9 protein-coding genes and 1 riboswitch are annotated in these 12,957 nt (G+C 72.6%); of the genes, 6 read left to right on the top strand and 3 right to left on the bottom strand.

Going from position 1 to position 12,957, the window contains the following annotated elements; translation table 11 throughout:
• Window position 1: 1 nt before the first annotated feature.
• The 3 genes from DWB68_RS04665 to DWB68_RS04655 form a co-directional block, all read right to left on the bottom strand.
• The gene (locus tag DWB68_RS04665) at window positions 2-1,474 is read right to left on the bottom strand and encodes an O-acetylhomoserine aminocarboxypropyltransferase/cysteine synthase family protein (protein WP_199700379.1); all 1,473 of its coding nucleotides are present in this window, start codon (window positions 1,472-1,474) and stop codon (window positions 2-4) included.
• A 191-nt stretch (window positions 1,475-1,665) separates the two neighbouring features.
• A complete protein-coding gene (metE, locus tag DWB68_RS04660; RefSeq protein WP_119423989.1) occupies window positions 1,666-4,026 on the bottom strand; it encodes a 5-methyltetrahydropteroyltriglutamate--homocysteine S-methyltransferase in 2,361 nt (786 codons plus the stop codon).
• 136 nt (window positions 4,027-4,162) lie between these two features.
• Window positions 4,163-5,086 (bottom strand): methylenetetrahydrofolate reductase, encoded by a 924-nt coding sequence (locus tag DWB68_RS04655; protein ID WP_119423988.1) that lies wholly within the window; start codon window positions 5,084-5,086, stop codon window positions 4,163-4,165.
• 127 nt (window positions 5,087-5,213) lie between these two features.
• Window positions 5,214-5,309, bottom strand: a riboswitch (SAM riboswitch).
• Between the two features lie 169 nt (window positions 5,310-5,478).
• Between DWB68_RS04655 and DWB68_RS04650 the strand changes: the two genes are divergently transcribed.
• The 6 genes from DWB68_RS04650 to DWB68_RS04625 all read left to right on the top strand — a co-directional run bounded on the left by DWB68_RS04650 (window position 5,479) and on the right by DWB68_RS04625 (window position 12,940).
• On the top strand, window positions 5,479-6,387 hold the full coding sequence (locus DWB68_RS04650) for a flavin-containing monooxygenase (protein WP_119423987.1): 909 nt from the start codon (window positions 5,479-5,481) through the stop codon (window positions 6,385-6,387).
• 33 nt (window positions 6,388-6,420) lie between these two features.
• A complete protein-coding gene (locus DWB68_RS04645) occupies window positions 6,421-7,515 on the top strand; it encodes an SH3 domain-containing protein (RefSeq protein WP_119423986.1) in 1,095 nt (364 codons plus the stop codon).
• Window positions 7,516-7,572: 57 nt separating this feature from the next.
• Window positions 7,573-8,424: a formyltetrahydrofolate deformylase gene (purU, locus tag DWB68_RS04640; RefSeq protein WP_394162027.1), complete on the top strand. Its 852-nt coding sequence runs from the start codon at window positions 7,573-7,575 to the stop codon at window positions 8,422-8,424.
• 256 nt (window positions 8,425-8,680) lie between these two features.
• Entirely contained in the window at window positions 8,681-11,182 is a 2,502-nt protein-coding gene (locus DWB68_RS04635) for a galactose oxidase early set domain-containing protein (protein ID WP_233548615.1), read from the top strand.
• 493 nt (window positions 11,183-11,675) lie between these two features.
• Entirely contained in the window at window positions 11,676-11,966 is a 291-nt protein-coding gene (locus tag DWB68_RS04630; protein WP_119423984.1) for a hypothetical protein, read from the top strand.
• On the top strand, window positions 11,966-12,940 hold the full coding sequence (locus DWB68_RS04625) for a glycosyltransferase (protein ID WP_119423983.1): 975 nt from the start codon (window positions 11,966-11,968) through the stop codon (window positions 12,938-12,940). Before DWB68_RS04630 ends, DWB68_RS04625 begins: the two co-directional genes overlap by 1 nt.
• Window positions 12,941-12,957 lie beyond the last annotated feature (17 nt).

Here is a 12,957-nt window from a genome sequence, read left to right as displayed (position 1 = left end):
CTCAGGCCTTCCTTGCCGCCGCGGTGGCGGCCAGCGCGTAGATGTCTGCCGGGGTGGGGCGGGGTGAAATGCCCGACGCCGCGGTGGCGGCTCGGGGGTTTGGCTCGCCCGGGCGGGCGGCAAGTCCAGGGACGGTGGGCGACGCCGGGGCGGCACCCACGGGCGCGGCACCCTCAGGCGCGGCACCCTCCCAACCGGCCCACGCGGCGTCGAGCGCCTGGGTCAGATCCGCGCTGAGGTCGCGGGGATCCTCGAGGCCCACGGAGAGCCGCAGCAGCGCCCGGGAGATCCCGGCCGCGCGCAGCTGCTCCGCGGAGAGGCGGCAGTGGGTCATGGTGGCTGGGTGCGCCAGCAGGGTCCTGGCGTCGCCGATGTTGGCGGCGAGGGTCACCAGCTCGAGGGAGTCAGCGAACGGCGCCACGAGCGCCTCGTCCACGAGCTCGAGCCCGAAGATGCAGCCCGTCCCGCGCGCGAAGTCCCGCGCCGCGAGCTCGTGCTGCGGGTGCGAGGGCCGCGACACGTGGTGGACGCGCGCCACGGCCGGGTGCGCCTCGAGCGCCTCCGCGAGCTCCTCGACGGAGCGGGCCACGTGGCCGGCGCGTACGGCGAGCGTCTCCACGCCGCGCAGCAGCTGGGCCGCGGCCTCCGGGCCCAGTGCCGGGCCGAGGTCGTGCAGGAACTTGGAACGCACGAGCATCGCAAACGCGCCGGCGCCGTAGCGCTGCAGCAGCGAGTCCCCGCGATAGCGCTCTCGGGGCGCCGCGATCTGCGGCCAGCGCACGGGATCCGAGAAGTCGAAGGACCCCACGACCACGGCACCGCCGAGCGCCGAGCCGTGCCCTCCCAGGCCCTTCGTGACGGAGTGCACCACCACGTCGGCCCCGTGCTCCAGGGGGCGGTAGGCGTACGGGGTGGCGAGCGTGTTGTCCACGACCACCGGGATGCCGTGGGCGTGAGCCAGCGCCGCGATCGGCTCGAGCTCGATCACCTCGGCCTGCGGGTTCGTCACCGACTCCAGCAGGAAGCCCACCGTGTCGGCCTCGATCGCGCCCTCCCAGGCGCCCAGGTCCCCCGGCTCCACGAAGCTCACGGGCACCCCGAAGTCGGAGAAGGTGTCGGTGAGCAGGTCCACCGTGCCGCCGTACAGCCGCGCCGAGACCACGAGGTGCCGCGGGCCCTGCAGCAGCGCGAGCAACGCCAGCGCCACGGCCGATTGCCCGCTCGCCGTCGCCACGGCGGCCGTGCCACCCTCCAACGCCGCGAGGCGCTGCTCGAGGATCGAGACCGTGGGATTGCCCGTGCGCGAGTACGTGAACGCGGCGCGCTTCAAGGCAAAGGACTCCGCCGCCTCCGCGTGGTTTGCGAACGCGAACGCCGCCGAGGTGACGACGGGCGGGGTGAGCGGGCGCTGCTCGCCGGAGGGCCGGTAGCCGGCGTGGACCCCGGCGGTGGCTGGCTGCTGCTGGGCGGTCATGGTGGATCTCGATTCGCTTGACGGCTGTCGTTGGAGAAGATGCTGTGCTTCTGAAGCTGCGGTGCCCCCTCCCGCCTTTTTCGTCGTCTCCCGCACGGAAGGTGCGGGATGAGACGAAAAGTGCGGGATGAGACGGTGCCCGACGCCGCCCGCCCACGGTGAGCGGGCGGCGTCGAGCAGGTGGGGCGTCCTTAGACGGACGCGGCGATCGCGGCGCGGGCCTTGGCCGCCGCCTCGACGAGGTGGCGCAGGGAGGCCTCGGTCTCCGGGTAGGCGCGGGTCTTCAGGCCGCAGTCCGGGTTGACCCACAGCTGCTCGGGGGTCAGGCGCTTGAGCGCCTCGGCGAGCAGCTCGTCGATCTCCTCCGTGGAGGGGACGCGCGGCGAGTGGATGTCGTACACGCCCGGGCCGATCCCGCGGGAGAAGCCGAACTCGGCCAGGTCGCCCGTGACCTCCATGCGGGAGCGGGCCGCCTCGATCGAGGTGACGTCGGCGTCCAGCGCGTCGATCGCGCCGACCACCTCGCCGAACTCCGAGTAGCAGAGGTGGGTGTGGATCTGCGTGGCGGTGTCCGCGCCGGCCGTGGCCAGGCGGAAGGAGTCGACCGACCAGCGCAGGTAGTCCGGCTGGGCCTCGGCGCGCAGCGGCAGCAGCTCGCGCAGCGCCGGCTCGTCCACCTGGATGATGCCGATGCCGGCGGCCTGCAGGTCCTCGATCTCGTCGCGCAGCGCCAGGGCGACCTGCTGGGCCGAGACCTCGAGCGGCTGGTCGTCGCGCACAAAGCTCCAGGCCAGGATCGTCACGGGGCCCGTGAGCATGCCCTTGAGCGGCTTCTCGGTCAGCGAGGCGGCGTAGGAGATCCACGGCACGGTGAACGCGCGCGGGCGGGAGACGTCGCCCCACAGGATGGCCGGGCGCGTGGAGCGCGAGCCGTAGGACTGCACCCAGCCGCGGGTCGTGGGCGCGTAGCCGTCGAAGTTCTCGGCGAAGTACTGGACCATGTCGTTGCGCTCGGCCTCGCCGTGCACCAGGACGTCCAGGCCCAGCTCCTCCTGGAAGCGCACCACGCGCTCGATCTCGGCCTTCAGGAAGGCCTCGTACTCGGCCTCGCTGAGCGCGCCAGAGCGGGCCCCGGCGCGGGCCTTGCGGACCTCGGCGGTCTGCGGGAAGGAGCCGATCGTGGTGGTCGGCAGCGGCGGCAGGCCCAGCGCGGCGGCCTGGGCCGCGCGGCGCTCCTCGGCGTCGGCGCGCTCGAGGTCCTCCGGGGTCAGCGCTGCGAGGCGCTCGCGGACGGCGGCCACGCTCGTCCCGGCAAACGCCGCGCGGGCGGCGTGGGCCTCGGCGTCGGCGGCGAGCTCGGCGGCGATGGCGGCGTCACCCTCGCGCAGGCCCTTGGCGAGCGTCACGACCTCGGCGACCTTCTCGTCGGCGAAGGCGAGCCAGGCCGGGAGGTGCTCCGGCAGGGCGGTCTCGGCCGCCACGGTGTGCGGGACGTGCTGCAGGCTCGTCGCGGTGCCCACGGCGAGCGCGCCGCCGGCCTCCGTGACCTCGGCCTGCAGCGTGCGCAGCGCGGCGAGGGACTCGCCCAGGCGGTTGCGCCAGATGTTGCGGGAGTTCACGACGCCGGCCACGAGGGTAGCGCCGTTCAGCTCGCCCAGGTGGGCGGCGGCCGGGGCGGCACCGCGGACCAGGTCCGCGTGCACCACGGCCACGCCGGCGCGGGCCAGCTCGCCCTGCACGTGACCCGGGCGGGCCGGGTCGCCGGCCGTGCCGTAGCCCGAGGTGACGAACAGGCGCGGGGCGCTCTGCACCGCGGCGAGGGCCGAGTACACGCGGGTCACGGTGGAGCCGTCGGCGGCGAGCTTGGCGCCCTCCTCGGTCACGAGGCCCGGCTCGTCCAGCTGCACCAGCTTCACGCCCGCCGCGCCGAGCGCGGCGAGCAGGGAAGCGTAGGCGGCCACGGCGTCGTCGAGCCGCTCCAGCGGGGAGAAACCCTCCGGGGCGCCGTCCTCCGCCTTGGCGAGCAGCAGGTAAGTCAGCGGGCCCACGAGCGTGGGGCGCAACTCGAAGCCCGCCGCGGCGTGCGCCGCGTGGTTCGCCACGAGGCGCTCCGGATCGGCCACGAAGGCCGTGCCCGGGCCGATCTCCGGCACGAGGTAGTGGTAGTTGGTGTCGAACCACTTAGTCAGCTCGAGCGGGGCGTTCGCCTCGTCACCGCGGGCCAGGACGAAGGCCTCGGCGGTGCCGATGCGCTCGCCGATCACGCCGGAGAAGCGGCTCGGGACGGCGGAGAGCGCCGCCGTGGTCTCGAGCACCTGGTCGTAGTAGGCGACGTCGCCCGGGAGGGCGCCGCCCGCGGCGTCGAGCCCCAGCCCGGCCAGGCGGGTGAGGTCGGCGAGCTGCACCTGGCCGGCGGCGGCGTGGAGCTCGTCGAGGGAAATCTTCCCCGCCCAATGGGCCTCGAGGGCCTTCTTGAGTTCGCGGTCCGCACCGATGCGGGGGTACCCAAGAACGGTGGCGTCGAAGTCGGGGTTCAGCGGCTGCTGCGTCATGATCTCTCCTGTTTTCACCCGTTTTTGGGTGTGCTGATCCCGGCGCGGTCTCTGCGCGGGAAGTGAGGGGGTGCCGCGGGCTCGGTGCCCGGCGGCGGGTGGTGCTGGTCTGTGGCAGGGTGGGGGCGGGAGGCGCTCAGGCGCCCACGCGGGCGGCCAGGCCGTGCCTGGCGTCGGTGCGCTGGCCCGGCAGGTCCAGTCGCTCCACGAGGTCGATGGCTCCCTCGTGCCGGTTGAAGGTGTAGACGTGCACGCCAGGGGCGCCGTCCCCGAGCGCCCGGCGGACCAGGCTCGCCGCGAACTCCACGCCGATCCGGCGGCGTTCGGCCTCGTCCGAGGCCGTCTCCAAGGCGTGGCCGAGCAGCGGGTCGGGCTCCACGCCGGTCAGCTTGGCCAGGCGGGCCAGCCGATCGGGCGAATCCACGGGGAGCACCCCGGGGATGATCGGGATGGTGACCCCGGCGCGGCGGGCCGCGTCCACGAGCTGCGTGTAGTCCTCCGGGCGGAAGTACACCTGCGTGATGGCGTAGTCGGCGCCGGAGCGCTGCTTGCCCACGAGCACCTCGACGTCGTGCTGGAAGCTCGGCGACTCGGGGTGGCGGACGGGGTAGGCGGCCACGCCCACGGAGAGCCGGCCGGCCCCGAGGGCCGCGCTGTACTGCCCCTCCACTTCGCGGATGAGCTCCACGAGGTAGCGGGCGAAGGGGTACTCCCCCACGTCGGCGGCCGGGTCCTCGGGCAGGTCTCCGCGCATGGCCAGCACGCCGCGGACGCCGAGCCCGATGAAGTGCCGGACCAGGCCCGCGAGGCTCTCCGCGCTCTCACCCACGCAGGTCAAGTGGGCGAGCGGGCGCAGCCGGGTGTCGCGGACCAGGTGATCGACGAGGTCGAGCGTGGCGCGGCGGCGGTGCGGCGTGCCGGAATAGGTGACGGACACGTAGTCGGGTTCGGTGTGCGCCAGGGCCTCGAGGGAGACCTCGAGTCGCTCCGCCGCCGCGGCGGAGGCCGGCGGGAACAGCTCGTAGGACAGGGACGGTGGTGGTGCCGGATAGTGCGGCATGGTTGCAGTGCTCCTCGTGATGCTCACGGGATCAGCACGGTGTCCGTCGGCAGGTGACAGGCCGCTGCCGCGCACCGCCCTTGAGGGCGGTCCACGACGGAAACTCATCACACAAAGACGCTGTGCTTATCCATCGGTCCTGGCGGAAGCACCTTTCGCCCTGCCGGGACGAAGGTTGCTGCGGCGTCACTGAGCCAGATCTCTCAGCCGCTCTGGATGGGTTGTGAGTCACACCTTCCGATATCCGGGGCCCGCTTGGCAAGGGGCTCGGAAGTACTTGTGCCATGCGTCGCGCGCGGCGGCGTTCGTGACGCGGAATGACGCGCGATCCGCCGTGGTTGACGCCCGTATGACCCACGGCAACGACTCTGTGACGCCCCGGACGCCCGCCGATCCGGCCCGGCGCCCCGCTCGGCGATCCCGACCCCACCGAGCCGGCCCGCGAGGTCGTCAAGCGCTACTTCGGCGCCTACGCGGACGCCGAGGGGCTCGAGGTCCAGCGCCCGTGGCGCGTGACCCGCGTGAGCCGCGTCGGCGCCGAGGACGGGCGCTACCGCCTCGAGGCGAGCGGCCCGAGCGGCGCGCGGCGCGTATACCTGGCGCGCTCCGTGATCAGCGGCACCGGCACGTGGGATCGCCCCTTCATCCCCTCCACGCCCGGGCGCTTCGACGGCCCCCAGCTCACGACGCGCGACTTCCGCTCCCCCGCCGACTTCGCCGGCCGCCGCGTCCTCGTGGTGGGCGGCGGCACCTCCGCCGTCCAATTTGTGCTCCTGCTCGAGGCCAACGGCGTCGACACCCTCTGGTCCACCCGCGGGGCCCCGCGCTGGACGCCCCTGGCCTTCGACCAGGACTGGGGGCGCGCCGTCGAACAGCGCGTCTCCGCCCGCACGCGCGGCGGCCTGCCGCCGCTCAGCGTCGTGGCGGCCACCGGCCTGCCGCTCATCCCCCGCTACGTCGCCGGCATCGAACGCGGCGTGCTCGTCTCCCGCGGCCCCCTGGCGCGGCTCACGCCGGGCGGCGTCGACTTCGCCGACGGCAGCCACGAGGAGGTCGACGCGATCCTGTGGGCCACCGGCTTCAGGGCCTCGCTCGGCCACCTGGCCCCGCTCGCCCTGCGGGCTCCCGGCGGCGGCATCGCCATGGCCGACGACGACGTGTCGGTCGCTGGCGCGCCCGGCCTCTTCCTCGTGGGGTACGGACCCAGCGCGTTGACCATCGGGGCCACCCGGGCGGGGCGGCGCGCCGCGCGCGCGGCGCTGGCCCACGCTTGGCAGGCATCGGAGCATGCCCTAGCGTGAGGGGTGACGCCGTACCCTAAGCAAGGACCTCCCATGGACCCCCGTACGCGCTCCGCCGCTCGATTGACGTGGCGCGCGTGTGCCGCGGTTACCCTCGCGGCCTCGCTTCCGCTGGTGGCCTGTACCGCCGCCGACGCGACACCCCAGTCCGCCAGCCCCGCCACGGCCGCCGCCCTCGGTGTGGTGGCCGCCCCCGCCGCCGGTGCCGCTGTGAAGACGACCCCGATCGCCAAGGCCTCCAAGGAGACCACCACCCGTGTGCACCTGCGCGAGGGGGCGAGCTCCAGCACGCGCTCGCTCGGGGTCATCCCCCGCGGGCACGTGTTCTCCACGAGCGCCAGGACGGCCAACGGCTGGTTCAAGCTCAGCTATGCGGGCAAGACCGGCTTTGTCTCCCCCCACTACGTGCGCAACTTCAACGCGGGCCTCACGAAGGTCGGCGAGAAGGACTACGTGACCACGCAGAACGGCGCGCGCGACCTGTGGTTTACGACGCGCACCGCCACCGTGACGTGGAAGTCGCTCACGTTCACGGTCCCCTCCGGCACCCCCGTGTGGAAGCTCGGCGGAGCGGGCAAGGGCAAGTTCAAGGTCAACGCCGGCGGCTATCGCAATGCGGTCATGACCACCACCGGCTTGAGCCGAACGAGCCCCGCCCCCGCCTCCAACACGTCCAAGATCTCGCTCGCCGCCTTCAAGAAGCTCCCCGTGGGCAACATCCCCACGAAGTACCTGGCGCGCGCCGACTTCTCCACTCACGCGCTGATCGGGGCCCCGGCCGTGGCCGACCTCAACGCCCTCAACAAGGCGTTCAGGGCCCGCTTCGGCGAGGACCTCTACATCGACCTCGGCTACCGCAGCTCGAGCCAGCAACGGGCGATCTACCGCGAGCTCGGCGGGTGGCTCGCCGCCAAGCCCGGCACCTCCGTCCACGAAAAGGGTCTCTCCTTCGACACCCCGGAGCACGGCGCCTACTCCTGGAACTCCGCGCGCTTCGCCTGGCTCGTGGCCAACGCACCGAAGTACGGCTGGGAGCACCCCAAGCGGGTGCACCGCTACACCTCCGCCGGCAAGCTCAACCCGGCCCGCGAATACTGGCACTTCGACTACGTCGGCAAGGGCAAATAGGGGGCCCGCGCGTCACGGAGCGGCGGGTCGCACCCAGCACCACTACGCTTGGGGCGCGTGAGTACTCTGCCGCGCTTCATCATTTCCCTGGCCTGCCCCGACCGTCCCGGGATCGTTCACGCCATCACCGGGGCCCTCCTGGCCGCCGGCGGCAACATCATCGAGTCGCAGCAGTACGGCAGCGCGGAAACCGGCACCTTCTTCCTGCGCGTTGAGGTCGAGACGGCGGGGGGCCGCGCCGCGCTCGAGGAGCGCCTCACCCCCGTGCGCGAGGCCTTCGACATGCGGCTCGAGCTGCACTCCTCCGCCGCGCCGCTGCGCACCCTCATCCTGTGCTCCACGGCAGAGCACGCCGTGAACGAGCTGCTCTTCCAGCGCCGTTCGGGCTCGTTGCCGATCGACGTCCCCCTCGTGGTGTCCAACCACGACGCGCTGCGTCCGCTGGCCGAGTTCCACGGCGTCCCCTTCGAGCGCATCGAGGTCACGCCCCAGACCAAGCCCGAGGCCGAGGCCCGCATCCTGGAGCTCATCGAGGAGCACGACATCGAGCTCGTGGTGCTGGCCCGCTACATGCAGATCCTCTCCGACGATCTCTGCCGCGCCCTGGCCGGCCGCGCCATCAACATCCACCACTCCTTCCTCCCCTCCTTCAAGGGCGCCCGCCCCTACCACCAGGCGCACGAGCGCGGCGTGAAGCTCATCGGCGCCACCGCCCACTACGTCACGGCGGACCTGGACGAGGGCCCGATCATCGACCAGGACGTCGTGCGCGTGAGACACGACCGGACCCCGGCGCAGCTCGTGGAGCGCGGGCGCACCGTCGAGGCCCAGACGCTGGCCCGCGCCGTGCGCTGGCACGCCGAGCGCCGGGTCCTCCTCGATGGGCATCGGACGGTCGTTTTCGACTGAAGTCCCGGGGTTTTTTGATGCCCCCGGATGTATTTTTATAGGTCCTTCACAAATATGTCTGTGACATTGTTCTAACACCGTGACAAACAACGGGCGGCCCTCCTATCGTCACTGGTGCCGGCGCCCGCTCGCGGGGCCGCTCGTCGGTAGAACCCGCACCGTTGGGACCGTCACATGCATCACTTTGGGCGCCCCCGGGGGGCGCACCCGCTCTCACGGCGCGGCCGAGCGCCGCGGCCGCCGAGCACCAGTGCTCGTGGCCGCGCTCGCTTGCCTCCTGACCCTCCTCGTTCCCGTCGCCAGCGCGCCGTCACCGGCGAGCGCCGCCGCCGTGCCGGGCGGGCCGGAGCTCGTCTCGAACCCCTCGCTCGAGGAGGGCGCCACCGAACCCACGTGCTTCTCGCGCGTGGGGTGGGGCACCCCCGCCACCGGGGAGGCCGTTCCCGGGCGCACGGGGGCCAGGGCCATCGCGCTGACGCTGAGCGGGCACACCGAGGGCGACGCCAAACTCATCCAGCAGGAGAACGCGGCCTGCGCGCCAGTCGTCTTGCCTGGCAAGAGCTACCAGATCTCGCTCTGGTACCGCTCCACCGCTCCCGTGGCGCTCACGCTCTTCCGCCGCGCCGGCGGCAGCTTTGGTTACTGGGGCGAGGTCCGCAGCTATCCGGCGGCCGCCGGCTGGACCCGCGTCGTCGCCACGACCCCGGTCATCCCGGAGGGCACCGAACGGCTCAGCTTTGGCCTCTCGCTCGGCCAGAACGGCACCGTCGTCACCGATGACTACTCCGCGCGCCTGCTCAGCGAAGCGCCGGCCGACCCCGCCGGCGAGCTCGTCGCCAACCCCTTCCTCACGGAGGACGGTGACGCGGGGATGCCCGCGTGCTTCGCGCTGGCCGGCTGGGACGAACGCACGGTCTCCACCGCTCTCGGGGACCAGGTCCCGGCGGGCTCCCCCACCGGCGCACGCAGCTACCGGACCAGCATCTCCGATCACCGCTCGGGGGACGCGAAGCTGCTGACCTCCGAGGACCTCTCCTGCGCGCCGAGCGTGCAGCCGGAACGCAGCTACCGCGTCGCGGTGCAGTACCGCTCCGACCTCCCCGTCACGCTCTCGCTCTTCCGGCACACCGCGGAGGGCTGGTCCTATTGGCAGGACGCAGCGACGCTGCCCGCGAGCCCCGGCTTCACCACGGGCGAGGCCATCACGGCGCCGCTCCCCGCGGGCACGGACCGCCTCGCCTGGGGCGTGACGCTCGCGGGCGACGGCACCCTGGACACGACCGGTTACTCCCTCAAGGCCGTGCCGGAGGAGCCGGTCCTGCCTCCCGGGGACCCCGCGCTCATGGGCAGCTGGTCCGTGTCAGCAACCGAGCTCCCCGTCCGGGCCATCCACTCGACCCTGCTCAAAGACGGACGGCTCCTGCTCATCGCCGGCTCGGGCAACGACGGCAACCAGTTCGCCGCCGGCACCTTCCGCTCGGTCGTGTGGAACCCCACCACCGGGGTCTTCAAGCAGATCCCCACCCCCTACGACATGTTCTGCGCCGGCCACGTGACCCTGCCGGACGGCAAGGTGTTGTTGGCCGGAGGCACCGCCGCCTTCCCCGGCGCCGGCGACGGCCCCAACACCTTCAAGAGCTCCCCCAAGAGCTACTACTTCGACCCCAAGGACGACTCCTGCCACCGGGTCTCCGACATGCCTGACGCGCACTGGTACCCCAGCCTGACCAAGCTCGGCAACGGCGACATCTGGGCCGCTGGCGGCCTCAACGCCAACGCGCAGGGCACCGTGGCCACGCAGATGTTCAACACCAAGACCCGAAGCTGGCTGCCCCTGAACCAGGTGCCGCAGACCTACACCTACTGGGGCACGTACCCGCACATGTTCCTGCTGGACGACGGGACGCTCTTCTACTCCGGTGCCCACACCTTCGGCAACGGCCGCCCGGGCACCGGCTCCTCGCTCTACGACTGGCGCACGGCCAGCGTGCTGGACGTGCCCGGCCTGCGCGAGAAGGACATGCGCGATCAGGCGGGCAGCGTCTTCATCGGCCCCGTGCAGGACCAGCGCGTCATGATCGTGGGTGGCGGCAACACCGACGGCAACCGCGCGGCCATCAACCTCGTGGACATCGTCGACCTCAAGGCACAGACCCCGAGTTACACGGCCGGCCCCGACCTCCCCGGCCCCGGCAAGCTCTACGTCAACCTCGTCAACCTGGCGGATCGCACGGTCCTGGCCTCCAACGGCTCCCAACAGAACCGCTCCCAGAGCGTGCGCAGCGCCGCGCTGTACGCGCCGGACGCCAACGCCTGGACGTCCATCTCGCCGGATCCGGTGCCCCGCAACTACCACTCCTCCGCGATCCTGCTCCCCGACGGCCGCGTGGCGGTGCTCGGCTCCAATCCGGCAGACAACTCCTTCGAGCTGCGCATCTCGCTCTACTCGCCCCCATACCTGTTCAAGGGCACCCGACCCACCATCACGCAGGCCCCGAGCTCGGTCACGGCCGGTCGGTCCTTCGCGCTGCAGGTCACGGGCGATGTCGTGAAGGCCCAGCTCATCGCGCCGCTCTCCGCGACCCACCAGACGGACACCAACGCCCGGCTCATCGACCTGCCGATCTCCGGCACCGGCACCAGGCGCACCGCGCAGCTCACCGCCAACCGCAACCTCGTCCCGCCCGGGCCGTACATGCTCACGGTGAGCAACGCGCGCGGAGTGCCGAGCGTGGCCAGGTGGGTGTGGGTCCTGTGAGCCCCCTGACCTCCTCCCGCCGCCGGCTCGTGCCCGGCCTCGTCGTTCTCGCCTGCGCCGTGCTCACCCTCGCGGTGACCGTGGCGCTCGGCGCCCAGCGCGGTGCGCGGATCGACGACCCACACGCGGCGCACTCCGCGGGGCAAGCCGAGGCAGTGCGGCCATCGTTAGGGGCCACCGGCCCTTCGGCCGCCGTGCCAGGCACCCCCGGGGGCGCCACGCCTTCCCCGGGTTCGGCGACCCCCTCGCCGACCCCCAGCCCGGGGACAGGACCCTCCGCGAGCCCCTCCTCCGGCGCCGACGCCGGGGAGCTGGACGCTCGCCCCTCAGGGCGGGGGCCACGGCCCTGCCGCCCGCGAGCTCGAGCCCGCCGCCCGCCGTCGCGCGGGGCGGCGAGGGCACGACGCTCGACGGCGCGGCGTCGCGTTCCGGCGACGCCGCGCCGCTGCGCGCCGACGGAACGCGCGAGCGCTCGCTCAAGCCGGCACCCAAGGTGGCCCCGGAAGACGTCCTCGGCAGCGAGCGCGGCACGGGCGGTTGCCTCAAGGAGTACGGCCAGACGGGGCAGTGCCTCCCGTCCGTCCCCCCAAGCCAAGCCGAGCACGTGAGCCAGATGCTCGCGGCGGGGCAGGACCCCTCCGCCATGACCCATCCCTACCGCTGCACAGAGGTGCGCACCATGTTTGCCACAGGCCTGATCGTCCGCGTCTCGGGGGTGGATCCGCAGGGTCTCGACCGCAACGGGGACGGGGTCGCCTGCGGCCGCGGGGACGGTGACGCCTGATGTTCGCGGCGCTCGTGACGCTCGCGTCCGTGGCCATCTCCCTGGCCCTGACCCTCATCGCTGTCTTCTCGCTCTATCTGAACACCTACGCGTGGTGGAGCCCCGACACCCGCCGGCGCACCCGCTACGGCACCGCCGCCCACCGCTCGCACCTGACGTTCTCGCTCATCGTGCCGTGCCGGCACGAGAGCGAGGAGGTCATGGAGGCCACCATCCGCGCACTCCTGGCGCAGAGCCACGGGGCGCCGCAGATCATCATCTCTGTGGGCCACGACGACCCGGACACCACCGGCGCCGCGCGCCGCATCGCCGCCCGCTACCCCCACCACGCCCAGGTCTCGGTGGATCGCCACAGCACCAAGAGCAAGCCAGTCCAGCTCAACACCTCGCTCGAACTCTGCACAGGCGACGTGGTCGGGATCTTCGACGCCGAGTCCATCGCGGCGCCGCACCTCCTGCGCCACATCGACACGACCTTCGCGATCACCGGTGCCGACGCCGTGCAGGGCGCCGTCCAGCTCGTGAACTACCAGGACTCCTGGTACGCGCTGCGCGATTGCTTCGAGTACTTCACGTGGTTCCGCTCCCGCCTGCACAATCAGGCCAGGCGCGGCTTCATCCCGCTCGGCGGCACCACGGTGTTCGTGCGCAGGGAGCTGCTCACCCAGCTGGGCGGCTGGGACCCCGACTGCCTCGCCGAGGACTGCGATCTCGGCGTGCGTCTGTCGACCCTGGGCCACAAGGTCGTCGTGGCCTACGCCCCCGAGCTCGTGACGCGGGAGGAAACCCCCGACTCGATCCCCGGGCTCGTGCGGCAGCGCACGCGCTGGGCGCTCGGCTTCATGCAGGTCTACGCGAAGGGCGACGGGCGCGTCATCCCCACCCGGCGGGCGCGCCTCCTGGCCCGCTGGACCGGTCAAGTCCCCGGTAGTGGTGTAGCGCTCGGTCCTTCGATGTGTGGGGTCAGGCGCTGAGTCCGAGGATGCTGTCG

Origin of the sequence: Galactobacter valiniphilus (assembly GCF_003575975.1) — a bacterium.
Classification (GTDB): Bacteria; Actinomycetota; Actinomycetes; order Actinomycetales; family Micrococcaceae; genus Galactobacter; species Galactobacter valiniphilus.
The sequence above is the reverse complement of the archived record's forward strand: the minus strand, read 5'-3'. Positions and strand labels throughout refer to the sequence as shown.

What these genes read in the sequence shown, in the direction of transcription:
- DWB68_RS04665 (WP_199700379.1), bottom strand. Translation starts at nt 1,474, where the DNA reads ATGACCGCCCAGCAGCAGCCAGCCACCGCCGGGGTCCACGCCGGCTAC.
- metE (WP_119423989.1), bottom strand. Translation starts at nt 4,026, where the DNA reads ATGACGCAGCAGCCGCTGAACCCCGACTTCGACGCCACCGTTCTTGGG.
- DWB68_RS04655 (WP_119423988.1), bottom strand. Translation starts at nt 5,086, where the DNA reads ATGCCGCACTATCCGGCACCACCACCGTCCCTGTCCTACGAGCTGTTC.
- DWB68_RS04645 (WP_119423986.1), top strand. Translation starts at nt 6,421, where the DNA reads ATGGACCCCCGTACGCGCTCCGCCGCTCGATTGACGTGGCGCGCGTGT.
- DWB68_RS04625 (WP_119423983.1), top strand. Translation starts at nt 11,966, where the DNA reads ATGTTCGCGGCGCTCGTGACGCTCGCGTCCGTGGCCATCTCCCTGGCC.